Annotated in this window: 18 protein-coding genes and 1 pseudogene; 11 read left to right on the top strand and 8 right to left on the bottom strand. The window is 62.1% G+C overall.

The window, feature by feature from the left end; genetic code table 11:
* Positions 1-20: 20 nt before the first annotated feature.
* Together ACMUVN_RS19770 and ACMUVN_RS19765 are read right to left on the bottom strand one after the other, a co-directional pair.
* Positions 21-1,025, bottom strand: coding sequence for an ABC transporter permease (locus ACMUVN_RS19770; protein ID WP_047616285.1), 1,005 nt, complete (start codon positions 1,023-1,025; stop codon positions 21-23).
* A 77-nt stretch (positions 1,026-1,102) separates the two neighbouring features.
* Positions 1,103-2,629 carry a sugar ABC transporter ATP-binding protein gene (locus ACMUVN_RS19765; protein ID WP_063475292.1) on the bottom strand — a complete coding sequence of 509 codons (1,527 nt, stop codon included), beginning with the start codon at positions 2,627-2,629 and terminating at the stop codon, positions 1,103-1,105.
* A gap of 170 nt (positions 2,630-2,799) precedes the next feature.
* Here ACMUVN_RS19765 and ACMUVN_RS19760 point away from each other — a divergent pair, with 170 nt between their 5' ends.
* Positions 2,800-3,831, top strand: a complete 1,032-nt coding sequence (locus ACMUVN_RS19760) for a LacI family DNA-binding transcriptional regulator (RefSeq protein WP_047616282.1) — start codon at positions 2,800-2,802, stop codon at positions 3,829-3,831.
* A 63-nt stretch (positions 3,832-3,894) separates the two neighbouring features.
* Here the strand turns inward: ACMUVN_RS19760 and xylA are convergent, their stop codons facing one another.
* The 5 genes from xylA to ACMUVN_RS19735 all read right to left on the bottom strand — a co-directional run bounded on the left by xylA (position 3,895) and on the right by ACMUVN_RS19735 (position 10,918).
* Positions 3,895-5,205, bottom strand: a complete 1,311-nt coding sequence (gene xylA, locus ACMUVN_RS19755; protein WP_047616280.1) for a xylose isomerase — start codon at positions 5,203-5,205, stop codon at positions 3,895-3,897.
* 162 nt (positions 5,206-5,367) lie between these two features.
* Positions 5,368-6,822, bottom strand: a complete 1,455-nt coding sequence (gene xylB / locus ACMUVN_RS19750; RefSeq protein ID WP_132575828.1) for a xylulokinase — start codon at positions 6,820-6,822, stop codon at positions 5,368-5,370.
* A gap of 21 nt (positions 6,823-6,843) precedes the next feature.
* The gene (locus ACMUVN_RS19745) at positions 6,844-7,869 is read right to left on the bottom strand and encodes a LacI family DNA-binding transcriptional regulator (protein ID WP_047616276.1); all 1,026 of its coding nucleotides are present in this window, start codon (positions 7,867-7,869) and stop codon (positions 6,844-6,846) included.
* 208 nt (positions 7,870-8,077) lie between these two features.
* Complete coding sequence (locus tag ACMUVN_RS19740; RefSeq protein ID WP_047616274.1) at positions 8,078-9,676, bottom strand: DHA2 family efflux MFS transporter permease subunit; 1,599 nt, start codon at positions 9,674-9,676, stop codon at positions 8,078-8,080.
* A 27-nt stretch (positions 9,677-9,703) separates the two neighbouring features.
* Positions 9,704-10,918 carry an HlyD family secretion protein gene (locus ACMUVN_RS19735; protein WP_063475291.1) on the bottom strand — a complete coding sequence of 405 codons (1,215 nt, stop codon included), beginning with the start codon at positions 10,916-10,918 and terminating at the stop codon, positions 9,704-9,706.
* Between the two features lie 152 nt (positions 10,919-11,070).
* Between ACMUVN_RS19735 and ACMUVN_RS19730 the strand changes: the two genes are divergently transcribed.
* From ACMUVN_RS19730 to lysS, 5 genes and pseudogenes are all read left to right on the top strand, one after another.
* Entirely contained in the window at positions 11,071-11,751 is a 681-nt protein-coding gene (locus ACMUVN_RS19730; protein WP_132575824.1) for a TetR/AcrR family transcriptional regulator, read from the top strand.
* A gap of 104 nt (positions 11,752-11,855) precedes the next feature.
* Positions 11,856-12,694, top strand: a pseudogene (locus tag ACMUVN_RS19725) (AraC family transcriptional regulator).
* A 106-nt stretch (positions 12,695-12,800) separates the two neighbouring features.
* Positions 12,801-13,550, top strand: a complete 750-nt coding sequence (locus ACMUVN_RS19720; protein ID WP_414815404.1) for a TerC family protein — start codon at positions 12,801-12,803, stop codon at positions 13,548-13,550.
* Between the two features lie 245 nt (positions 13,551-13,795).
* Positions 13,796-15,262 carry a glutamate--tRNA ligase gene (gene gltX, locus ACMUVN_RS19715; protein ID WP_414815403.1) on the top strand — a complete coding sequence of 489 codons (1,467 nt, stop codon included), beginning with the start codon at positions 13,796-13,798 and terminating at the stop codon, positions 15,260-15,262.
* Between the two features lie 22 nt (positions 15,263-15,284).
* Positions 15,285-16,781, top strand: a complete 1,497-nt coding sequence (gene lysS / locus ACMUVN_RS19710) for a lysine--tRNA ligase (RefSeq protein WP_097543071.1) — start codon at positions 15,285-15,287, stop codon at positions 16,779-16,781.
* 83 nt (positions 16,782-16,864) lie between these two features.
* Here lysS and ACMUVN_RS19705 read toward each other — a convergent pair whose 3' ends face one another.
* Entirely contained in the window at positions 16,865-17,614 is a 750-nt protein-coding gene (locus ACMUVN_RS19705; protein WP_414815402.1) for a hypothetical protein, read from the bottom strand.
* Positions 17,615-17,793: 179 nt separating this feature from the next.
* Here ACMUVN_RS19705 and ACMUVN_RS19700 point away from each other — a divergent pair, with 179 nt between their 5' ends.
* From ACMUVN_RS19700 to ACMUVN_RS19680, 5 genes are all read left to right on the top strand, one after another.
* Entirely contained in the window at positions 17,794-18,702 is a 909-nt protein-coding gene (locus ACMUVN_RS19700; protein ID WP_047616258.1) for a LysR family transcriptional regulator, read from the top strand.
* A gap of 118 nt (positions 18,703-18,820) precedes the next feature.
* Complete coding sequence (locus ACMUVN_RS19695) at positions 18,821-19,981, top strand: ABC transporter substrate-binding protein (protein ID WP_414815401.1); 1,161 nt, start codon at positions 18,821-18,823, stop codon at positions 19,979-19,981.
* Positions 19,982-20,187: 206 nt separating this feature from the next.
* Complete coding sequence (locus ACMUVN_RS19690; protein ID WP_132575818.1) at positions 20,188-21,174, top strand: ABC transporter ATP-binding protein; 987 nt, start codon at positions 20,188-20,190, stop codon at positions 21,172-21,174.
* Positions 21,171-22,133: an ABC transporter permease gene (locus tag ACMUVN_RS19685; protein ID WP_132575816.1), complete on the top strand. Its 963-nt coding sequence runs from the start codon at positions 21,171-21,173 to the stop codon at positions 22,131-22,133. Before ACMUVN_RS19690 ends, ACMUVN_RS19685 begins: the two co-directional genes overlap by 4 nt.
* Positions 22,123-22,935: an ABC transporter permease gene (locus ACMUVN_RS19680; RefSeq protein WP_132575814.1), complete on the top strand. Its 813-nt coding sequence runs from the start codon at positions 22,123-22,125 to the stop codon at positions 22,933-22,935. Before ACMUVN_RS19685 ends, ACMUVN_RS19680 begins: the two co-directional genes overlap by 11 nt.
* Positions 22,936-22,939: the final 4 nt, after the last annotated feature.

The following is a 22,939-nucleotide window of genomic DNA, read 5'->3' as shown; positions in this document are numbered from 1 at the left end:
GCCCTGTCAGCCCGGTCAATTCATGATTTGCGCACCAGCGAGCGCTGGACGAACATGGCAATGATGATGATCGCACCCTGGATGGCGCCGATCAGATATTCGCTGATGAAATTCGAAAGCAGCATGATGTTGCCGACGAGTTCGAGAATAAAGGCGCCGCAGATCGTGCCCCAGACCCTGCCCGCGCCGCCCTTGAGCGCCGTGCCGCCGACGACGACGGCGGTGATCGCCTGCAGCTCCCACAGGATGCCCGTCGTCGCCGAGGTCGAGCCGAGACGCGGAACGTAGAGCAGCACGGCAATGGCTACGCACAGTCCCTGGATGACGAAAGCAATCGTCCTGACGCGGTTGACCGCGATGCCCGAATAGCGGGCGACATCGCTGTTCGATCCCACTGCGACGACATGGCGCCCGTAGCGGGTGCGATAGAGGATGAAGGCTGCAACCGCCGTCACCGCCAGGATCACCACGATCGGTATCGGCACGCCGGCGATATTGCCGAAATAGGCAGGACGATAGAGCGTCTGGATATCGGCGGAGCGAAGCGTGATGGCGCCGCCCTGCGACAGCCATGTCGTCAGGCCGCGATAGATGCCCATCGTGCCGAGCGTCGCGATGAACGGCTCGATCTTGCCCACTGTGGTGATCAGGCCGTTTGCCAGGCCGCAGAGCGCGCCGGCGACGATGGTGAAGGCGACCGCGACCGTCAGCATCAAAGCCGGGTTTTCGACGGCGCCCGAATTCATCAGCAGGATCATCAGGCTGGCGACGAAGGCCACCATGGAGCCCACAGACAGATCGAGGTCGCCCGCTGATATCACGAAGGTCGCGCCGACCGCGATGATGGCGATGAAGGCGCTACGCGTCGCGACATTGGCAAGGTTGGTGATGCCGATGAAATTGGGATTGACCAGGGCTCCGACGATCAGGAGCAGGGCCAGGGCGACAAAGGGCGCGACCGCACGCAGGTCGACATCCCGCCAGGATCGGCGCCGGATTTCCCTGGTCTCCTCGTTGACACTCATTTCCAAAACCAACCTCCCGTCCCATATTTTCTGGGCATCTTATCTGTCGTCCTGATCGGCGAAGCCCTGCTTCAGCCTCAGGCGGCCGCCTTCTTCTTGAGCCCGGCGGCGTAACGCATGATCTCCTGCTCGGAAATCTCGTCTCCTTCGAGCATGCCGACGATACGCCCTTCGCGCATCACCGCCACTCTGGTGCAGAGACCGATAACCTCCGGCATCTCCGACGACACGACGATGATCGACCGCCCGTCCCGGGCGAGCGCCGAAATGAAATGATAGATTTGCTGCTTGGTGCCGACATCGATGCCGCGCGTCGGCTCGTCGATGATGATGATATCAGGATCGGTCTCCATGACCTTGGCCAGCAGCAGCTTCTGCTGGTTCCCGCCCGACATGCGCCCGGCGACGATATTGCCGTCGCGAACCCTGATGTCGAAGCGGCGTTTGGCCTTTGCCATGGCGGCCGCCTCGCTTCCCGGGCTGAGATAGCCGTGACGCGCATGCCTTCCGAGCGATTGCAGCGTCAGATTGGTCACCATGCCGGAGCGCAGCAGCAGGCCCTTCGACTTGCGGTCCTTGGTCATATAGGCGAGCCCGCAGCGATTGGCGGCATGCACGTCGCCGGAGGGAACCGTTTCGCCCTTGATGACCACCTCGCCCTCGAGACGGGTCCGCAATCCGGCGATCGCTTCCATCAGTTCGGTGCGGCCGGAGCCGATCATGCCGGAGAAACCGATAATTTCGCCCTTGCGCACCTCGAAACTCGCATCCTTCACATAACCGGTCGACACCGAATCGACGCTGAGAACGACCTCCTCGTCGATATCGGGCTCGACCTTGGCGGGATAGAGGCTGGAAAGTTCGCGGCCGACCATCAGCTGGGCGATCGATTCCCCGTCCAGAATGGACGTCGGCGACGTCTTGATCCATTGGCCGTCGCGCAGCACGGTGACGCGGTCGGTCAATTCCATCACCTCGTCGAGCTTGTGGGACACGAAGACGAAGCTCGTGCCCTGGTCGCGCAGCTTGCGAACCTGCTTGAAGAGCATGCTGGTCTCTTCCCGCGACAGCACCGCGGTTGGCTCGTCCATGAACACCACCCGCGCATCGCGGCTGATCGCCTTGGCGATTTCGACCATCTGCTTGTCGGCGATGGAAAGCGTGCTGATCAATGCGTTCTCGTCGACATGCGAACCGAGCACGTCGAGAACCTTGCGGGTCTCCGACCGCATATATTTGCGGTCGAGCACACCGAAGCGCGTGACTTCTCGCCCGAGGAAGAGGCTCTCCGTTACGGTCAGGTGGTCGGCGAGGTTGAATTCCTGGTGAATGATGACGATGCCGAGCGCCTCGGCAGCACCATTGGGCGGCAGGACGACGGGCTTGCCGTCGAGCAGGATCTCGCCGGAACTCGGCTGTTCGAAACCGGACAATACCTTGACAAGCGTGGATTTGCCGGCCCCGTTTTCACCCATCAGGGCATGGATTTCGCCGGCGCGAAGATCGAAGTTCACGCTGAAGAGGACCTGCACCCCACTGAAGGATTTGCATATGCGCCTGGCGGACAGCACCACGGGTGCGGTGTCGGCGGCTTCCACGGTCATCTGATCCTCCCCAAAGCGGCTCTCCATCCGCTCTGGACCCTATGTAAACCTTTACATACATCGTGTAAAGGTTTACATCGTTGATTTACACAGATCAGTTGAAGCCTGCCTTTGACCTCTCGACAAGTCTGTGTAGTGTCTCGGCGAAGACAGCCCCAAGGCAGAGCCCAGTGTCGAATTCCACGCCCGCAACCATCGAAGACGTCGCCCGGATCGCCGAGGTCTCCATCGCGACGGTGTCCCGGGCGATCCATATGCCCGAGAAGGTCGCCAACTCCACACGGCTCAAGGTCAACCAGGCGATCGCCATCACCGGTTATACGACCAATGCGATGGCGCGCAGCCTGAGGCTTGGCCGCTCCAACATGATCCTGGTGGTGGCGCCGGATATCGGCGATCCCAATTTCTCCAACATTCTCGTCGGGCTGGAGAACGAGGCGCGCGCGCATGGCTACGGCATCCTGATCGGCCACACGCAGAACGACGCCCAGCGCGGCCTCGAATATCTGAAATTCTTCAATTCCAACCAGGCGGCCGGATTGATCCTCTTCACCGGCATCCTGCCCTTCGGGCATCAGACGATGACTGCGCGGCTGCCGCCGAGCGTCGGCGTTTTCGAGCCTGTCTTCAACGGCGGCATTCCCTATGTCGGTGTCGACGATACCGAAGGCGCCAGGAAAGCGGTGGATCTGCTGCTGGCCGAAGGGCATCGCAAGATCGCCTTCATCGGCGATTCACGCACCCGGCTTGCCTATACCAGGCGCCGCATGGGTTACGATGCCGGTCTCGACGCCGCCGGCATCCCGCCCGACTTGAGGATCGTGCTCGAAGGCGACGGCACGATCGAAAGCGGGCGGCATGCGGTCGAACAGCTTTTCATGCGTGACACGCTTCCCACAGCCTTCATGTGCGTCAACGACCAGACGGCGATCGGCGTCATGGTCGGGCTCGGCGCGCGGGGTTACGACATTCCGCGGGATTTCTCGGTGACCGGTTTCGACGACGTGCCGCAGGCCGTCTTCATATCCCCGCCACTGACCACGATCCGCCAGCCGAGAACGGCAATCGGCAAACAGGCAATGGCGCTGCTGTTGGAACTGCTGTCCGATGGCCGGCCGACCGAAACGGAAATCCTGCTGAGGCCGGATCTGGTGGTTCGAAACTCCGTCTCGGCGCCGTCGCGCAACTGGTTGAAACGGTAAATCCATATAGGCTTCCGGCCGGAGAGGGCTGCGCCGGCGGCCGATGACCGCCGGCGCGCTTTATCAGACGTAACGATTGACGACGTTTTCCAGCAGCTCCTGCTTGCCGGATCTCGGCTGCGGGTTGACGTCGTGGCTTTCGACATAATGGCTGATCTCATCCAGCGAATACTCGCCGCGGAAGAGCTTCTGCGCCTCGGCGGATTCCCAGCCGGCATAACGATCGGCGAGCGGCTGCGACAGAGCCTTGTCCTCGATCATCTTAGCAGCGGCCTTCAGACCGCGGGCGCAGCAATCCATGCCGCCGATATGGCCGATCAGTAGATCCGCCGGGTCGAGCGACTGACGGCGAAGCTTCGAGTCGAAGTTGGTGCCGCCGGTCTTGAAGCCGCCGCCTGCCAGAACGTGATAATAGGCCAGCGCCATTTCGGGAACATTGTTCGGGAACTGGTCGGTATCCCAGCCGGACTGGTAGTCGTTGCGGTTCATGTCGATCGAGCCGAAGATGCCGAGCGCATTGGCAAGCGCCAGCTCGTGCTCGAAGGAGTGGCCGGCAAGAATTGCGTGGCCCTGCTCGATATTGAGCTTCACCTCGTTTTCAAGGCCGTGCTTCTTGAGGAAGCCGTAGACGGTCGCGACGTCATAGTCGTACTGGTGCTTGGTCGGCTCCTGCGGCTTCGGCTCGATCAGGATCGTGCCCTTGTAGCCGATCTTGTGCTTGTATTCGACGACGAGGTTGAGGAAGCGGCCGAGCTGGTCGAGCTCGCGCTTGATATCGGTGTTGAGCAGCGTCTCGTAACCTTCGCGGCCGCCCCAGAGCACGTAGTTTTCGCCGCCGAGCTTCTGCGTGGCATCGATGCAGGTCTTGACCGTCGCGGCTGCGAAAGCAAAGACATCTGGATCCGGATTGGTCGCCGCACCCGACATGTAACGGCGGTGAGAGAAGAGGTTCGCCGTGCCCCAGAGCAGCTTGGTGCCGGTTGCGGCCTGCTTCTCGGCGAAATAATCGACGATCTCGTTGAGGTTTTTGGTGTTCTCGGCGAAATTCTTGCCCTCCGGACGCACGTCGGCGTCATGGAAGCAGTAGTAGGGCGAGCCGAGCAGCGAGAAGAATTCGAAGGCGACGTCGGCCTTGAGCTTGGCGGCCTTCATCGTGTCCTCGAACCAGGGACGCAGGAAGGTCTGGCCGCCGAAGGGGTCGCCGCCCGGCCATGTGAAGGTGTGCCAATAGGCCACCGCAAAGCGCAGATGGTCTTCCATGCGTTTGCCCATGACGATCTCGTCCGGCTGGTAATAGCGGAAGGCCAGCGGATTGGTGCTGTCGGGGCCTTCGTATTTCACTTTCTGGATATCGCCGAAAAATCCGGTGCTCATGTTGGGTCTCCTTGGGTTCGTATCTTTTCGAAGTTCTGAATTGTTAGTCTATGCCAGAGGCCCCCTCATCCGCCTGCCGCACCTTCTCGCCGGCGGGGAGAAGAAACTTGTGGCAACGTCGCGGCTCCCTCGAATGAGGGTAGGGTGAGGGGCGCCTCGATCTCAATGCGCCAGCGACTTGATCGCCGGATAGAGCGCCCGATAGCGCTTGTAGGCATCCTCGTAAGCGCCGCTCAGCGCCGACACCGGCTCGATCGTTCCGGCCGTTACCGGCGGCGTGCAGACGGCAATGGGATCTGCCCCCGTTGCCGCGATCAGGCCGAGGCGGGCAGCGCCGAAGGCGGCGCCGAAATCGCCGTCGGCCGGCAGGTCGACGGGAACGCCGAGCGCGGTCGCAATCGAGGCCAGCCAGTAACGCGAGCGCGACCCGCCGCCGATTGCCGTGACCCGGGATATGCCGGTGCCGGCCGAACGCAGCGCTTCGAGATTGTCGCGGATGGCGAAGGCGACGCCTTCGAGCACCGCCTGGGTAAGCACGACACGGCTGCTTTCATGCTCAAGGCCGATGAAGGCGCCGCGGATGACGGCATCGTTGTGGGGCGTGCGCTCGCCGGAGAGATAGGGCAGGAAGGTGACGCCGGCGGGCGCCTTCAGCGTCTCGCCAAGTTCGCCGGTGAGATCGGCGGCCGACTTGCCGGTCACACCGGAATGCCAGTTGAGCGCATCGGTCGCCGACAGGATGACTCCCATCTGGTGCCAGGTGTTCGGCAGCGCGTGGCAGAAGGCATGCACGGCGCTTTCCGGCTTCGGCAGATAGGAACCGTTGGCGGCAAAAAGCACGCCTGACGTGCCGAGCGAGACGAAGGCGGCGCCATCGCTGACCGTGCCCATGCCGCAGGCCGAGGCCGCATTGTCGCCCGCGCCGCCGGCAACGACGACATCGCCTGATATACCCCATTGCGCCGCGAGTTCAGACCGCAGCTTGCCGGCCTGCGCGGTGCCTTCGACAAGCGCCGGCATCTGCTCCTCGGAAAGGTTGGTGGCGGCGAGCAGTTGCGACGACCAGGCGCGTTTGCCGGTGTCGAGCCAGGACGTGCCGGCCGAATCCGACATTTCCGAAATATATTCGCCGGTCAGCCAAAGACGCAGATAATCCTTCGGCAACAGCACCTTGGCGATCTTGGCGAAGACATCGGGCTCATGCTTTGCGACCCAGGCGAGCTTCGGCGCCGTGAAGCCCGGGAAGACGATGTTGCCGGTCAGCGCGCGAAAGCGGGGATCGGCATCGAGCGCCGCGGCCTCGACGTAGCTGCGCGTATCGTTCCAGAGGATGCAGGGGCGCAGGACCTTATCGCTGGCATCGATGAGCGTCGCGCCGTGCATCTGGCCGGAAAGGCCGATGCCCCTGACCGCGGCGAACTCCTTCGGATGTTTCGCCTTGAGACCGGCGATAGCCTCCTCGGTGGCCCGCACCCAGTGGGCCGGCTCCTGCTCCGACCAGCCGGAATGCGGACGTGAGACGTCGAGCGAACCATTGGCCGAGCCGACGATCTTCTGATCACCATCGATCAGCATCGCCTTGACGCCGGAGGTTCCGAGATCGAGACCCAGATACATGTGGTATTTCTCCCTTTGCCGCTACGGCAGATTGTCTTTCAGAAATATGTCGAGGCGGATGCGCTCCTGCGCCTCGATGACGGCAAGCCCGTCCGCCTTGGCTTTCAGCACGCGGATCGCGCTGCGCACCTCATGGCCGGCATCCTGGTTGAGGATCGCATCGATCGTATTGTCGATCAGGGCTGCGCGCGTGTGGGCGGTCAGTTCGTGGGCAATCACCGTCAGCACGCGATCGACGGCCTTCTCCTTCAACGCCCGGATGAGGCCGCGATTGCCGGCGCCAAGGCTGTAGACGCCGATGATGCCGGCATTCCTGGAAAGCGCGTCGGCAACGAGCATATGGGCGATCTCGGGGTCGTCGCGGCCTTCGAGGACTGGCAGAATCGCCAGATCGGGAAATTCCTCGGCCATGACGGCGGTGAAGCCCTCCAGCCGCTCGCGATGGTCGCGCACCAGCATGGAGCCGGCAAGCACGGCAATCTCGCCTTTTTTCGGTCCGAGGAATCGGCCGAGCAGGCGAGCCGCCGTGCGCCCGGCGGCGATATTGTCGACGCCGGCATAGTGATGGCGCAGCGAGCCGGTGAGATCGGAAACCAAGGTGACGATGGGAAAACGCTCGCGCACCAGCCTGTCGACGACGGCGCGCACGCCAGGCGCATCGGTCGCAACCAGTGCGATGCCACAGGGCTTTTCCCGGGAAAGCTCCTCGAGCACCGAGACAAGCGCTGCGGGATCGAAAGCCGGCACCTCGATCGTGCGGATATCGGTGCGCTCGGCCGACGATCGGAGGACTGCCTGGCGGATCTCGGCATTGAGCCCGTGCATGAAGGAGTTGTCGCTGGCCGGGAGGATGAAGACCAGCGGATAGGTGCGCCCTTTGGCAAGATTGGCGGCGGCGACGTCTCTGACATAACCGAGCTCGCGGATCGCGGTCTCGACCTTTTCCCGCGTGACGTGGCGCACACCGGGCCGCTGGTTGAGAACCCGGTCGACAGTCGCCAGACTGACACCGGCGGCGGCGGCGATATCGTGAACGGTTGGTCTCATCATTCCTCCTGACGAGACCATTAGCGCCAATTTTGATGTACGTAAATCAAAAAATCGAACGGGCCGGTTTCCGCGTGGTTTTCCGGCATGGCCTACCCGATTCGGATCGATCCGACCGGCGATCATTCGCCTGATGACACGACGGCCGGAAAACAGCAACAAAAAGGCCCTCCGAAGAGGGCCTTTTCAAGGGGCGGCAGGCCGGAGGTCAGTGGCCGCCACCGCCTCCCCCGCCTTGCGGCGCGGGTTTCTTGATCATGGCGACACCGAGGATCATCGCCAGGAAAAGCGCGGTCAGGATCAGGAATACGTCGCTGAAGGAGAGAATGATCGCCTGCTTGGTGGCAAGGCCGACCATCTGCTTGACTGCGACCGAGGCGCCATCCATGCCGTAGGTGTTGAAATTGGCGGCCATGTTGTTCATCTGGTCGACCGCCGCCGGATTGCCCCAATCCATATTCTCCCGCAGCCGCTCGTAGTGCACGTCCTGCCGGTTGGTGAGCACGGTGTTGATGACGGCAAGGCCAACGGCGCCGCCGAGGTTTCTGGTCAGATTGAACAGGCCGGACGCGCCGCGAATGCGCGAAGGCGGCATCGTGCCGAGCGCGATGTTGTTGATCGGCACCATGCACATCATCAGCCCGAAGCCGCGCAGGATCTGCGGGATGAAGAGTTCGTAGAAATCCCAATCCGCCGTCAGATGCATCATGATGAAGGTGCCGGCGGCAAAGCTGACGAAGCCGATCACCATCATCAGGCGCAGGTCCATCTTGGTCGACAGCCGGCCGGCGATCGGCGCGGTGAAGAACATCGCAAGCCCGGAGACGAACATCGTCTCGCCGATCATCAGCGAATCATAGCCGCGGATGCGGCCGAGATAGACCGGGTAGATATAGGTGAGGCCATAGAGGCCGATACCCATGACGAAGGAGAAGACCGAGCCGAAGGAAAAATTCCGGTTCGCAAAGGCCTTGAGGTCGACGACGGGGAATTCCACCGTGAAGGCGCGATAGAAGAAGATGATGGCGGCAGCGCCGGAAGCGACCGCTGCGATGGTGATCGAGCTGTCGTTGAACCAGTCGTTCGAATTGCCCTCTTCGAGCACATATTCCAGCGCGCCGAGGAAGACGCCCATCGAGATCAGCCCCCACCAGTCGAACTTCTTGAAGAGCGACAGTTCCGGCTTGTCGAAATCGATGAAGTTCCAGGTGACGATCGTGACGATGATGCCGGGTACGATGTTGACGAGGAACAGCCAGTGCCAGGAGAAGGCGTGGCTGAGGTAGCCGCCGACGGTCGGGCCGATGGTCGGCGCCAGCGTCGCGATCAGACCGATGATCGGCGAGACGATGCTGCGCTTCGACGGCGGGAAGATGGTGAAGGCGGCTGCGAAGACCGACGGGATCATACCACCGCCGATGAAGCCCTGGATGACCCGGTAGACGATCATCTGGTCGATATTCGTCGCCGTCGCCGCCAGCGCGCTCGCCATGGTGAAGCCGGCAGCCGAGATCGCGAAGAGGTAACGCGTCGAGATGATGCGCGCCAGCGTGCCGGACAGCGGGATCATGATCACTTCGGCGATCAGATAGGATGTCTGCACCCAGCCGATTTCGTCGCTGCCGGCCGAAAGGCCGGCCTGGATTTCGGCAAGCGAGGCCGAGACGATCTGGATGTCGAGGATCGACATGAACATGCCGAGCACCATCGCAAAGAAGGCGATGAGCTTCTTCGGATCCATGCGCTCGTCGGCATGGGCGGGTGCCGCCGGCATCGTCCCCGCCGTTGCTGTCGCGCTGCCGGCCATCAGATCACCTCTGCCTTTCCTGAAGGCTTACTTGCTCGGCGCCGTACGGGTGTCAACGTCGACGACGACGCTCAGGCCCGCGCGCAGACGGCCGCTATCGAGCGCATCCTGCGGCAGCGCGATGCGCACCGGCACGCGCTGGATCACCTTGGTGAAGTTGCCCGTGGCGTTTTCCGGCGGCAGCAGCGAAAAGACCGAGCCGGATGCCGGCGAGATCGATTCGACGGTGCCGACGATCGGATGATCGCTATAGGCATCGACATGCACGTTGACCTTCGATCCCGCCACCAGATGCTGGATCTGCGTTTCCTTGAAATTGGCGTCGATATAGAGCTGGCGCACCGGAACGAGCGCCATCAGGCGCTGGCCGGGCGAGACGAGATCGCCTTCCTGGACCGAGCGGTTGCCGACAATGCCGTCATAAGGCGCCTTCAGCACGGTGAAGGAAAGGTCGCGGGCAGCCTTGTCGCGCGAGATCTCGAGCGAACGGACCGAACCTTCGGCCTCTTTGCGCTGGGCCTGGAGAATGGTGACATTGGCCTGCGCAACCACGATGTTGGCATCGCCGCCGGAAAGATTGGCTTTGGCCTGATCGAGGGCGATATTGGCGTTGTCGAGATCGGCGGCGGTGCCGACCGACTTCGCTTGAAGCTCGCTCTGGCGCTTCTGGGTGATCTCGGCACCGCGAACGGCCGCTTCGAGTGCCACCTTCTGCGCCCGCGCCTGCACAAGGCTCGCATTGGCGCCTTCGATCTGCGCGTCGATACGCTGCAGCGAAAGCTGTTCGGTGGCGATCTGGGCCTGGGCCTGGTCGAGGGCGTTCTGATAGTCGCCGTTATCAAGCGTGGCAAGCACGTCGCCCGCTTTGACTTCCTGGTTGGCGACAACATTCACCTTCGCGACGTAGCCCGTGACCTTCGGCGAAATCGTTGCAATATCGCCCTCGATATAGGCGTCGTCGGTCGACACCATGAAGCGGCCGTTCGTCCACCATTCATAACCATACCAGCCGCCGCCCGCGAGAAGGGCGAGCACGACGATCGGCAGCACCGGGCTACGGCGCTTCTTCGCAGCCGCAGGTGCGGCGACCGAAGCCGGCGCCGACTGCGCGGGAGTGGAAGGGACTTCGCGGGCTTCAGCCGTCGGAGCTTCCGCAACTGCCGCGACCTCGGCCTTGACCTCTTCGGTCTCGGCGTTTTCGCTGACAATCCGCGCGACGTTGCTCTTCTGGTTGCTCGACATGGCCACTTTACCGATCTTGGAGTAAATAATCGAACTGAACGGTTCGGTTCAGTTGACTTAAACCTGTTTTACCGTCATATCAAGATGTATAGAACCAATCGGTTCGATTTCTTTTAAAGAAAATACGAAACCGTCAACACGGTTAAGGAGACATGACGCTGAACCCCGACCACGCCGCCGTCTTCAGCCCTCCCGCGCCCGGAGGCCGATTTGCCGCAGGCGAAGATCCGGCCAAGCGCCAGCAGATTCTCGCCGGCGCCAAGCGTGTCTTCATGAAAATGGGTTTCGACGCCGCCAGCATGAACGACGTGACGCGCGAGGCCGGTGTCTCCAAGGGAACGCTCTACGTCTATTTCACCAACAAGGAAGAATTGTTTTCGGCGATGATCGAGGCAGAGCGCGCCGCCTTCGTGGCGGCCGTGCGCACGGCGCTTGCCGAACATGACGATCCCGAAGCCGGCCTGTATGAATTCGGGATAAGCTTCGTCACCCATATGACCGATGAAAAGGTCATCAACGCGATGCGCACCGTTCTCGGCGTTCGCGACCGCATGCCGGTTCTCTGTCAACGCTTCTTCAAGGGTCCGGAAAACCTGCGCACCATCATGCGCGACTTCCTGGAACGGCACATCGCCGGAGGCAGATTTGAGATCGACGACATCGATCTGGCCGCCGGCCAGTTTCTCGATCTCGCCAGCGGCAGTTTCTTCAAGCTCCGCCTGTTCGGAAGCATGGAAGAACCGCCGTCTCGCGACGAAATCGAGCGCGTCATCCGCGGCGCCATCCGGGTCTTCATGGCCGCCTACGGTGCGCCCCGGCACAAGACCGACTGACCGCACCTTGACTGCCCGCCTCCATCGGCCAAAATTCCGCAACTGCGATCAAACCCGGCTGCAGGCTTTTCTTTAAGGAAGAAGCCGCAACCAGGGGAGTGAGGATGAGCGCCGTTGGACGGGCGATCTGGTTCATAGAGAGCCATTTCGAAAACGATATATCGCTGGAAGAGATTTCGGAAGCCGCCGGATTGTCGCGCTACCATCTGTCGCGCGTCTTCGGGCTCGTCACCGGCCACTCGATCAGCGGCTATATCAGAGGGCGGCGCCTCAGCCGCGCCGTGCCGGCCTTGGTCGGCGGTTCATCGACCATTCTCGAGGTTGCGCTTTGCGCGGGCTACGGCTCGCACGAGGCTTTCACCCGTGCCTTCCGCGACCAATTCGGCATGACGCCGGATGCGGTGCGCAGACAGGGACACGCCCGTAACCTTATCTTGCTGGAGCCGATCAGAATGGACCCCGCCCACCTCAACGACCTCGAACCGCCCCGCTTCGAAACCCTTCCGCCGATGCTCTTTGCCGGCCTGCAGGAGATCTATCCCTATGGTGGCAATGCCGCCATTCCCTCCCTCTGGCAGAAGTTCAATGCCCATTTCGGTCATATCCCCGGCCAGAAGGGCAACGTCGCCTACGGCATCTGCACGCATACACCGGCGAAGCGGAGAAATTCCGCTATATGGCCGCCGCCGAAATCGCCGATGCTGGCGATCTGCCGGCGGATTTTGCAACGCTCAAGCTTCCCGGCCAGCGTTACGTCGTCTTTAGCCATCGCGGCCATGTCTCGGGCATTCCGGCGACGATGAACCGGATTTTTGGCGCATGGTGGCCGACATCCGGCCTGGAGCACGGCGAGATACCCGACATGTTCGAACGCTACGACGAGCGCTTCGATCCCTATACCGGCATGGGCGTCACCGAAATCTGGTTGCCGATCAAGGAATAAAAGTCACATCACTTTCGTATACCCCCTTGCGGCGCTTGTCTGGCAGGCCGGTGTCATTACATTGCGAGCGTCATTTATCCATATGACGCAAAAGGGATATACGCTGATGCAGGAAATCATCACGCTCATTCAGGATCCGGCCGCCTGGGTGGCGCTCATCACGCTGGTGGTGATGGAAGTCGTTCTCGGGATCGACAACCTGATCTTCATTTCCATTCTCACCAACAAGCTGCCGCCCGAGCACCGGGAGAAGGCCCGCAAGATCGGCATCGGCCTTGCGCTCGTCATGCGCCTGGCTCTGCTCGGCACCATCGCCTGGATCGTGCAACTGACCGAACCGCTATTTGAAGCCTTCGGCCACGGCTTCTCCTGGAAGGATTTGATCCTGATTGCCGGCGGCCTGTTCCTCGTCTGGAAGGCCACCAAGGAAATCCATCATACCGTCGACCCGGAAGACCATCAGGAGGATTTCATCGCCACGTCGGCAACGACCGGCTTTGCATCGGCCATCGGCCAGATCCTGCTGCTCGATCTCGTCTTCTCAGTCGACAGCATCATCACCGCCGTCGGCATGACGCCGCATCTGCCGATCATGGTGGTCGCAGTCGTCGCCGCCGTCACCGTCATGCTGGTTGCGGCGACCCCGCTGGCCAACTTCATTGAGAGGAACCCGACGATCGTCATGCTGGCGCTCGCCTTCCTGCTGATGATCGGCACGACGCTGATCGCCGAAGGCATGGGCTTCCACGTGCCGAAGGGCTACGTCTACGCCGCCATGGCCTTCTCGGCGCTGGTCGAGGTGCTGAACATGTTCGCGCGCAACGCCCGCAAGCGAAAACGCGACGCCGCCCATTGAGGCTTGGACTGGAGGGCGCGGCCGAACCGCCGCGCCCTCACCCGCCGCCATCAGGCCTTTGCAAACGTGGTTTTTCTTGACGCGCCCGGTTGAATATGGCCTAAGGCCAGCCGAACGGACGATCGGCGGAGAGTGCGGGCGCATGCCCTTTTCCGGCCGGTTTGCCGATGAAGATATCTGCATCCTTCCGGCCGAACGTCGCTTTCCCATGAAAGCCGTCCGGCATTCATTGACGGGCACACACAATGACAGTTTCCGGGACAGCTACCGGCGTCCGCGTCCGCATCGCTCCCTCGCCGACCGGCGAGCCGCATGTCGGCACCGCTTATATCGCTCTCTTCAACTATCTTTTCGCCAAGAAGCATGGCGGCGAGTTCATCCTGCGCATCGAGGATACCGATGCGACGCGCTCGACGCCGGAATTCGAAACGAAGGTGTTGGACGCACTGAAATGGTGCGGGCTGGAATGGAAGGAAGGCCCGGATATCGGCGGCCCCTACGGCCCCTATCGCCAATCCGACCGCAAGGAAATGTACCAGCCTTACGGGCAGGAATTGCTGGACAAGGGCCATGCCTTCCGCTGTTTCTGCACGCCCGCGCGGCTGGAGCAGATGCGCGAAACCCAGCGCGCCGCCGGCAAGCCGCCGAAATATGACGGTCTCTGCCTCAGCCTCACGGCCGAGGAAGTCACCTCACGCATGGCCGCCGGCGAAACGACCGTCATCCGCATGAAGATCCCGGCCGAAGGCTCCTGCGACTTCACGGACGGCGTCTACGGCGATGTTTCCATCCTGTGGGATTCGGTCGACATGCAGGTCCTCATCAAGGCCGACGGCATGCCGACCTATCATATGGCCAACGTCATCGACGACCATCTGATGAAGATCACCCATGTGGCGCGCGGCGAGGAATGGCTGGCTTCGGTGCCGAAGCACATCCTGCTCTATCGCTACTTCGGCTGGGATCAGCCGATCTTCATGCATCTGTCGCTGATGCGCAATGCCGACAAGTCGAAGCTGTCGAAGCGCAAGAACCCGACCTCGATCTCCTATTACTCCGCGCTCGGCTATATCCCGGAAGCGCTGATGAACTTCCTCGGCCTGTTCTTCATCCAGATCGCCGAAGGCGAAGAACTGCTTGAGATAGACGAGCTCTCCGAGAAATTCGACCCGGAAAACCTCTCCAAGGCCGGTGCGATCTTCGATATTCAGAAGCTCGACTGGCTGAACGGCCGCTGGATCCGCGAGAAGCTGTCGGAAGAAGAATTCCAGGCGCGCGTGCTGAGCTGGGCGATGGAAAACGATCGTCTGAAGCAAGGCCTGCGGCTGTCGCAGACGCGCATCTCCAAGCTCGGCGAGCTGCCCGATCTCGCCGGTTTCCTGCTGAAGTCCGATCTCGGCCTGCAGCCTTCCGACTTTGCCAAGATCAAGTCGCCGCCGGAGGAGATCCTCGAGATCCTCAACACCGTTCAGCCGGATCTCGAAAAGATCCTGGAATGGAATGTCGAGACGATCGAGGCCGAGCTGCGCGCGATCGCCGACCGCATGGGCAAGAAACTGAAGGTCGTGGTCTCGCCGCTCTTCGTCGCCGTGTCCGGCTCGTCGCGGTCCCTGCCGCTCTTTGATTCCATGGCGATCCTCGGCCGCTCCGTCGTACGCCAGCGCCTGAAGCTCGCCGCACAGGCGGTCGCCGCCCTCGTCGGCTCGAAGTAAGAACAGTCAGAGGATTTCGACAGTGGCTGACAACAAGACCGAAAACACCCTCTCCTCCGACGCGACTGAGGTGCGCGCCCAGAAGCTGAAGCTGCTGCGCGAACAGATCGGCGAGGTCTATCCGGCGCATTTCCATCGGACGATGGGCAATGCCGAGCTGACCGCGAAATACGAGAGCCTGGAGCCGGATACAGAGACGCAGGATGTCGTCACCGTCGCCGGCCGCGTCTATTCCTCGCGCAACTCCGGCATGTTCATGGATATCCATGACGCCTCCGGCAAGATCCAGATCTTCTCGCACAAGGACGTCACCGGCGAGGAGGCCCGCGCCCTGCTGCCGATGATCGACATCGGCGACATCATCGGCGTCACCGGCATCGTCCGCCGCACCAAGCGTGGCGAGCTGACGATCAATGCGCAGAAGATCGAAATGCTGACGAAGTCGCTGCTGCCGATGCCCGAGAAGTGGCACGGCCTCTCCGACATCGAGCTGCGGTACCGCAAGCGCCATCTCGACATCATGACCAACGAGGATTCGAAGCTCCGCTTCCAGCAGCGCTCGAAGATCGTCTCCGGCATCCGCCGCTTCATGGAAAATGACGGCTTCATGGAAGTCGAGACGCCGATGCTGCATTCGGTCTATGGCGGCGCCACCGCCGAGCCGTTCAAGACGCATCACAACACGCTCAAGCTCGACATGTATCTGCGCATCGCGCCGGAACTGTTCCTCAAGCGCACGCTGGTCTCGGGCCTCACCGACAAGGTCTTCGAGATCAACCGGAACTTCCGCAACGAGGGCGTCTCCACCCGGCACAATCCCGAATTCACCATGATGGAATGCTATTGGGCCTATGCCGACTACGAGGACGTCATGGACCTCGTCGAGCGGCTGTTCGAGACCCTGGCGCTCTCCATTCACGGCACGACGGAATTCGACTTCGGCGACAAGCGGATCTCCTTCAAGGGACCGTTCAAGCGCGTGCCGATGCCCGATGCCGTCAAGGAAGCCACCGGCATCGATTTCCGCGCCATCAAGACCGATGACGAGGCACGCGCCGCCGCCAAGGCTGCCGGCTTCGCGGTCGAGAAGGATTGGACCTGGGGCGAATGCCTCGCCTTCATCTTCGAGGAAAAGGTTGAATCGACACTGATTCAGCCGTCGCATGTCACGCATTTCCCGAAGGACATCTCGCCCTTCGCCAAGGAAGTGCCGGGCGAGCCGCGCCTCGTCGAACGTTTCGAGACCTATTGCAACGCCTGGGAACTCGGCAACGCCTTCTCGGAACTCAACGATCCCGAAGAGCAGCGCCGCCGCATGGTCGAGCAGCTCGAACAGGCGCATGCACGCGGCGAGAAGGAAAAGCAACTGGACGAGGAATTCCTCGACGCGATCGATCAGGGCATGCCGCCGGCCGGCGGCCTCGGCATCGGTGTCGACCGCCTCATCATGCTGCTGACCAACGCGCCGTCGATCCGCGACGTCATCCTGTTCCCGGCCCGCCGCAACAAGGCCGACTGACGGAAGAAAACAGGCAAAGAATGAAGCGGAATTGAAGAGTCCTGGTGCTGTCGCCGGCGCTCCGCTGTTTTAATGCCGTTTGTTCAGTGTGCCTTGGCAGGCGCGGGCTCCGGCGGCTCTTCGGCCGGGGCTTCCGCCACCACATCGGCACTCCCGCCCTCTGTGGCAGGCGCAGCTTCGCTTTCGCCCGCCGGTGCGGCACCATGGCCGCCGCCGGCGGCCTTCGTTTCCTTGGCTTTTTCCCCATTCTTCGTCGAGCCCACCGCGACCGGATCGACGCAATCCTCGGGGTCCTTGAAGGCAGCGCTGATCATGGCGACCTCCTCGGACGGCATCTCTATCCGTTCGCCGAAGAACAGCCCGTTTTCGCTGGCCTTGCCGTCATAATAGCGCGCCGTATAAGACTTGTCGTTAAGGCCTGGAACGGTCTGATCGGGATGCGGGATATAGACGACATCGGCGCCGATCGCCCGGCCGCGAATGTCGGCACGCAGCGTCGGCCCGTTCTCGTCGAGCACCACCACCTGCACCAGATCCGGCTTTTGCGCGGCGTAGACGGCCTGGGCGACGCGAAGTGCTGTCTTGACGCGTGTCATCCCGTCGGTCGGTTCGGTCTTGATGTATTTCCGTATCCAGATGTGGTTCTGCTTGCGGATGGTCACGAGGTTTACGTCGCTGCATTCGAGCCCGTAGCCACCGCCAGTTGCACCGATCAGCCTGTCCTTGCCGACATAGACCGCCGCGCCGCCGGAAACGCCCGCCAGAAGAGCGACTCCACCGATGATGATTGCCAATTTCCGGGAAGGCCGGAAGATGCGCAGTAAGGCCTTCACGCCAACTGCTCCGCCATCTGAAACTCCAACGCAGGACTAGTGCTGAGAACGCTAAGGAAATGACGTTTCAGAAAGTTTAAGTGGGCGCGCAAAGCCTGCGCCATTTTGGAAAAACACCAAAAAAGGTCCACTTTTTTAGGCCGCTTGCCACGGCCTGTTTCGCCATGCTCTAAACGCCCATGGCTTTCACGCTTCGCCAGGTTCAATATTTCGTCGCCGTCGCCGAACAGGGGTCGGTGACGCGCGCCGCGCAGAACCTTTCGATCTCGCAATCCTCGGTGACGGAAGCGCTGAAGGAGCTCGAAACCGACCTCGGCGTCGAACTCTTCGAGCGTCATCCGCGCGGCCTGACGATCACCCATAACGGCCATCAGTTCCTGCGCCACGCGACAAAGATCCTGGCCTCCGTCTCCGATGCGCGGACCAGCTTCTCCGGTCAGCAAAGCACCCTTTCCGGCACGCTGAACATCGGCGTCACGTCGCTCGTCGCCGGCTACGTCCTCTCCGATCTCCTGGCGCGATACCGGCGCGCCTGCCCGGGCATCGAGGTCAGCGCCATCGAGGACAATGGCGGTTACCTCGAACATCTCCTGGTCGGCGGCGAACTGGATGTCGCCGTCATGGTGATCTCAAACCTGCGCGACCGCATGGCGCTGCAGGCGGAAATCCTCGAAACCTCGCCCTATCGGCTGTGGCTGCCGATGGGCCATCCGCTGGTGTCGGCCGACATCATCTCGGTCGCCGACATCGCCCGCGAACCGTTGATCATGCTGACGGTCGACGAAATCGAGGAGAATACCGGCAAGCTGCTCTCGGCACTCGGCGCCCGCCCGCATGTCGCCTTCCGCACCCGCTCGGTGGAGGCAGTGCGCAGCCTGGTTGCAACGGGCGCCGGCGTGGCGCTGCTTCCCGATCTCGTCTACCGACCATGGTCGCTCGAAGGCGACCGCATCGAGAGCCGCGACGTCTCCGGTTCGCTGCCGGTCGTCCAGGTCGGCATGGTCTGGCGGAAGGGCTCCAGCCTGCCGCAGGCGGCGCGCGATTTCGTCGGCATCGCCGAAAGCCTGCGTTCCGGCCGCATCCGCTGATATCGGAATTTCCGATAACGCCCTTCTGATAAATGAATTTGCGAAAGCGACCTTTTCGCGTCACCTTTTCATCCGGGAACAAACCGCCACAGAAGTGGCATCAGACCGGGAGACGATGATGACGAATCTCTTGAAATCCTGCACGGCAGCGCTTGCCTGCCTCAGCGTCGCGACGCAGGTGATCGCCGCCGAACCGCTGAAGGCGCTCGGCAAGGGTGAAGGTGCGGTCAGCATCGTCGCCTGGGCCGGTTATATCGAACGCGGCGAAACCGACAAGAACTATGACTGGGTCACCGATTTCGAAAAGGAGACCGGCTGCAAGGTTTCCGTCAAGACCGCCGCCACCTCGGATGAAATGGTCTCGCTGATGAACGAAGGCGGTTTCGATCTTGTCACGGCATCGGGCGACGCCTCGCTGCGCCTCATCGCCGGCAAGCGCGTCCAGCCGATCAACACCGATCTGATCCCGAGCTTCAAGACCGTCGACGAGCGTCTGCAGAACGGTCCCTGGTATACGGTCGGCGGCGTCCATTACGGCGTGCCCTATCTCTGGGGCCCGAACGTGCTGATGTACAATACCGATGCCTTCAAGGAAAAGGCACCGACCAGCTGGGGCGTCGTCTTCGAGGAGCAGACGCTGCCCGACGGCAAGTCGAACAAGGGCCGCGTCCAGGCCTATGACGGCGCGATCTACATCGCCGACGCAGCCATGTATCTGATGGCCCACAAGCCGGATCTCGGCATCAAGGATCCCTACGAATTGACCGAGGACCAGTACAAGGCCGCCCTCGACCTATTGCGCGGCCAGCGCAAGCTCGTCTCGCGCTACTGGCACGACGCGATGATCCAGATCGACGACTTCAAGAACGAAGGCGTCGTCGCCTCCGGCTCCTGGCCCTTCCAGGTGAACCTGCTGCAGGCCGACAAGCAGAAGATCGCCTCCACCTTTCCGGAAGAAGGCGTCACCGGCTGGGCCGACACCACCATGCTGCATGCCGACAGCGAACATCCGAACTGCGCCTATATGTGGATGGAACATTCGCTGAAGGCCAAGGTCCAGGGCGATGCCGCCGCCTGGTTCGGCGCCGTGCCCTCCGTTCCCGCAGCCTGCAAGGGCAACGAGCTGATGGGCGAGGCCGGCTGCGCCACCAACGGCTTCGATCATTTCGACAAGATCAAGTTCTGGAAGACCCCCGTGGCCAAATGCGCGACGCAGAGCGAATGCGTGCCCTATCATCGCTGGGTGTCGGATTATATCGGCGTGATCGGCGGGCGATGAACCGGGCCGGTCCGCGCGCATAAGGTCCCCTTCCCATAAGGGAGAGGGGTGCTGAACGGCACCGCCGAATCCTGCCGAAACACCAAGGTATTTGCGAAAGGGTACGGCAGGTTAAGCCCCTCCCCCTTGTGGGGGAGGGGTTTGGGGCCGGGTCTTTATTGACCAAGACCGAGCCTCTCACTGAACACACACGACCCGGAGCCCCCATGACGTCAGCTGTCCGTTTCCAGCAGGTATCGCGCCATTTCGGCCAGGTTCGCGCCGTCGACGGCGTCGATCTCGAGATTGCGCCGGGCGAATTCTTCGCCATGCTCGGACCTTCCGGCTCCGGCAAGACGACGTGTCTCAGATTGATAGCCGGCTTTGAGCAGCCGACATCGGGTCATATCCAGATTTTCGGCGAGACGGCAGATGGCGTTCCGCCCTATCGCCGCAACGTCAACACCGTGTTCCAGGACTACGCGCTCTTTCCGCACCTCAATATCCTCGACAATGTCGCCTATGGGCTGATGGTCAAGGGCGTCGGCAAGGCGGAGCGGATGAAGGCGGCAGGCGATGCCCTCGAGCTCGTCAAGCTGCCAGGTTATGGCGGCCGCCGCCCCGGTCAGCTGTCTGGCGGCCAGCGGCAGCGCGTGGCGCTTGCCCGCGCGCTGGTCAACAAGCCGAAGGTGCTGCTGCTCGACGAGCCGCTCGGCGCACTCGACCTGAAGCTGCGCGAGCAGATGCAGGAGGAATTGAAGAGCCTGCAGCGCTCGCTCGGCATCACCTTCGTTTTCGTCACCCACGATCAGGGCGAGGCGCTGTCGATGGCCGATCGCGTCGCCGTCTTCAACGATGGCAATATTGTCCAGCAAGGCACGCCGCAGGATATCTATCGCTGCCCGAAGACCCGCTTCGTCGCCGATTTCGTCGGCTCCTCGAACGTCATCGCGCCTGATCTCATGGCCTTGCTCGGCGGTGAGAAACGCTGGGCGAGCCTGCGTCCCGAGGCGATCCGGCTGACAGGCGACGGCGTCGAGGCGAAAGTCGAAAACGCAAGTTTCCTCGGCGCAGCCACGCGTCTCAGCGTCGACCTCAAGGGCAGCCGGCTTCATGTCATGCTGCCGGCAGGCACGCCGGTGCCGGATGTCGGAGCGGGCATCCACCTCGCCTGGCAGCCGGCCGATATCCACTATATGGACGATGCGGCATGACGGCACTCACCATGCCAGGCGGCAAGACATCGATCCTTCCGGGGCGCGGCGGCTTCTTCGGCCAGTTGTCGGATGCCTTCTGGCGGCACCCGAAGCTGCTGCTCTTGCTGATGCTGACGCCGCCGCTGCTCTGGCTGGGGATCATCTATATCGGCTCGCTGATCGCCCTGCTTCTGCAGAGCTTCTTCTCGATCGACGATTTCTCCGGCCTGGTGAATTACGAATTCACCCTCTCGACCTATGCCCAGCTGCTGAATCCTGCGAATTTCGACATCATCATCCGCACCGTCGTCATGGCGGCGCTGGTCACCGTCGCTTCCGCCCTGATCGCCTTTCCGATCGCCTATTACGCGGCGCGTTATGCTCAAGGCAAATGGAAGGCGCTCTTTTATCTCGGCGTCATGCTGCCGCTCTGGTCGAGCTATCTCGTCAAGATCTACGCCTGGAAGCTGATCCTCGCCAAGGAAGGCATCCTCACCTGGATCTTCGAAAAACTCCATTTCTCCTGGCTGCTCGACGCCGTCCTGACCCTGCCCGTCGTCGGCGGCAATTCGCTGTCGGTGAGCTACCTCGGCACCTTCATCGTCTTCGTCTATATCTGGCTTCCCTATATGATCCTGCCGACACAGGCAGCCCTCGAGCGCGTGCCCGGCAACCTGATCGAGGCCTCGGCGGATCTCGGCGCCACGCCGCGCCAGACCTTCCGCACCGTGCTGCTGCCATTGGCACTGCCCGGCATCGTCGCCGGTTCGATCTTCACCTTCTCGCTGACATTGGGCGATTACATCATCCCGCAGATCATCGGCTCGTCCAGGCTGTTCATCGGCCAGGCCGTCTATGCCCAGCAGGGGACAGCCGGCAACGTGCCGCTGGCGGCCGCCTTCTCCATCGTGCCGATCGTCATCATGGCGCTCTACCTGTCGCTCGCCAAGAAGATGGGGGCCTTCGATGCGCTCTGACCTCAAGACATCGCCGCTGGCTTTGAAGATCGCCGCGGCCGTCGGACTGCTCTTCCTGCACCTGCCGATCCTGTTGATCTTCGTCTATGCCTTCACGACCGAGGAAAAAAGCTATCAATGGCCGCCGCCCGGGCTGACCCTGCAATGGTTTGCCGTTGCCTGGAACCGGCCGGACGTCTGGTCGGCGCTCAGCCTCTCCGTACAGGTCGCCGTCATCGCCACGGCGATCGCGCTGGTCCTCGGCACGCTCTGTGCGGCGGCCGTCAGTCAGACGAAATTCTTCGGCCGCGAGGCGATCTCGCTGCTGGTCATCCTGCCGATCGCCCTTCCCGGCATCATCACCGGCATTGCGCTGCGCTCCGCCTTCAGCCTGTTCGACATCCCGTTTTCGGTCTGGACCATCGTGCTCGGCCACGCCACTTTCTGCGTGGTCGTCGTCTACAACAATGCGGTCGCCCGCTTCCGCCGCACCTCCGGCTCGCTGATCGAGGCTTCGATGGATCTCGGCGCCGACGGCTTCCAGACCTTCCGCCATGTCATCCTGCCGAATATCGGCACCGCTCTTCTTGCCGGCGGCATGCTTGCCTTCGCCCTGTCTTTCGACGAGGTCATCGTCACCACCTTCACCGGCGGCCAGCAATCGACCTTGCCGATCTGGATGCTCGAAGAACTCATCCGCCCGCGCCAGCGCCCGGTCACCAACGTGGTCGCCATGGTCGTGGTGCTCGTCACCTTCCTGCCGATCCTGGCAGCCTACTACCTCACCCGCGACGGCGACCAGATCGCCGGCGCCGGCAAATAACAGG

It is taken from the genome of Rhizobium sp. IY2, assembly GCF_047532935.1.
Classification (GTDB): domain Bacteria; phylum Pseudomonadota; class Alphaproteobacteria; order Rhizobiales; family Rhizobiaceae; genus Rhizobium; species Rhizobium anhuiense.
This window is presented reverse-complemented; position numbering and strand designations above follow the sequence as displayed.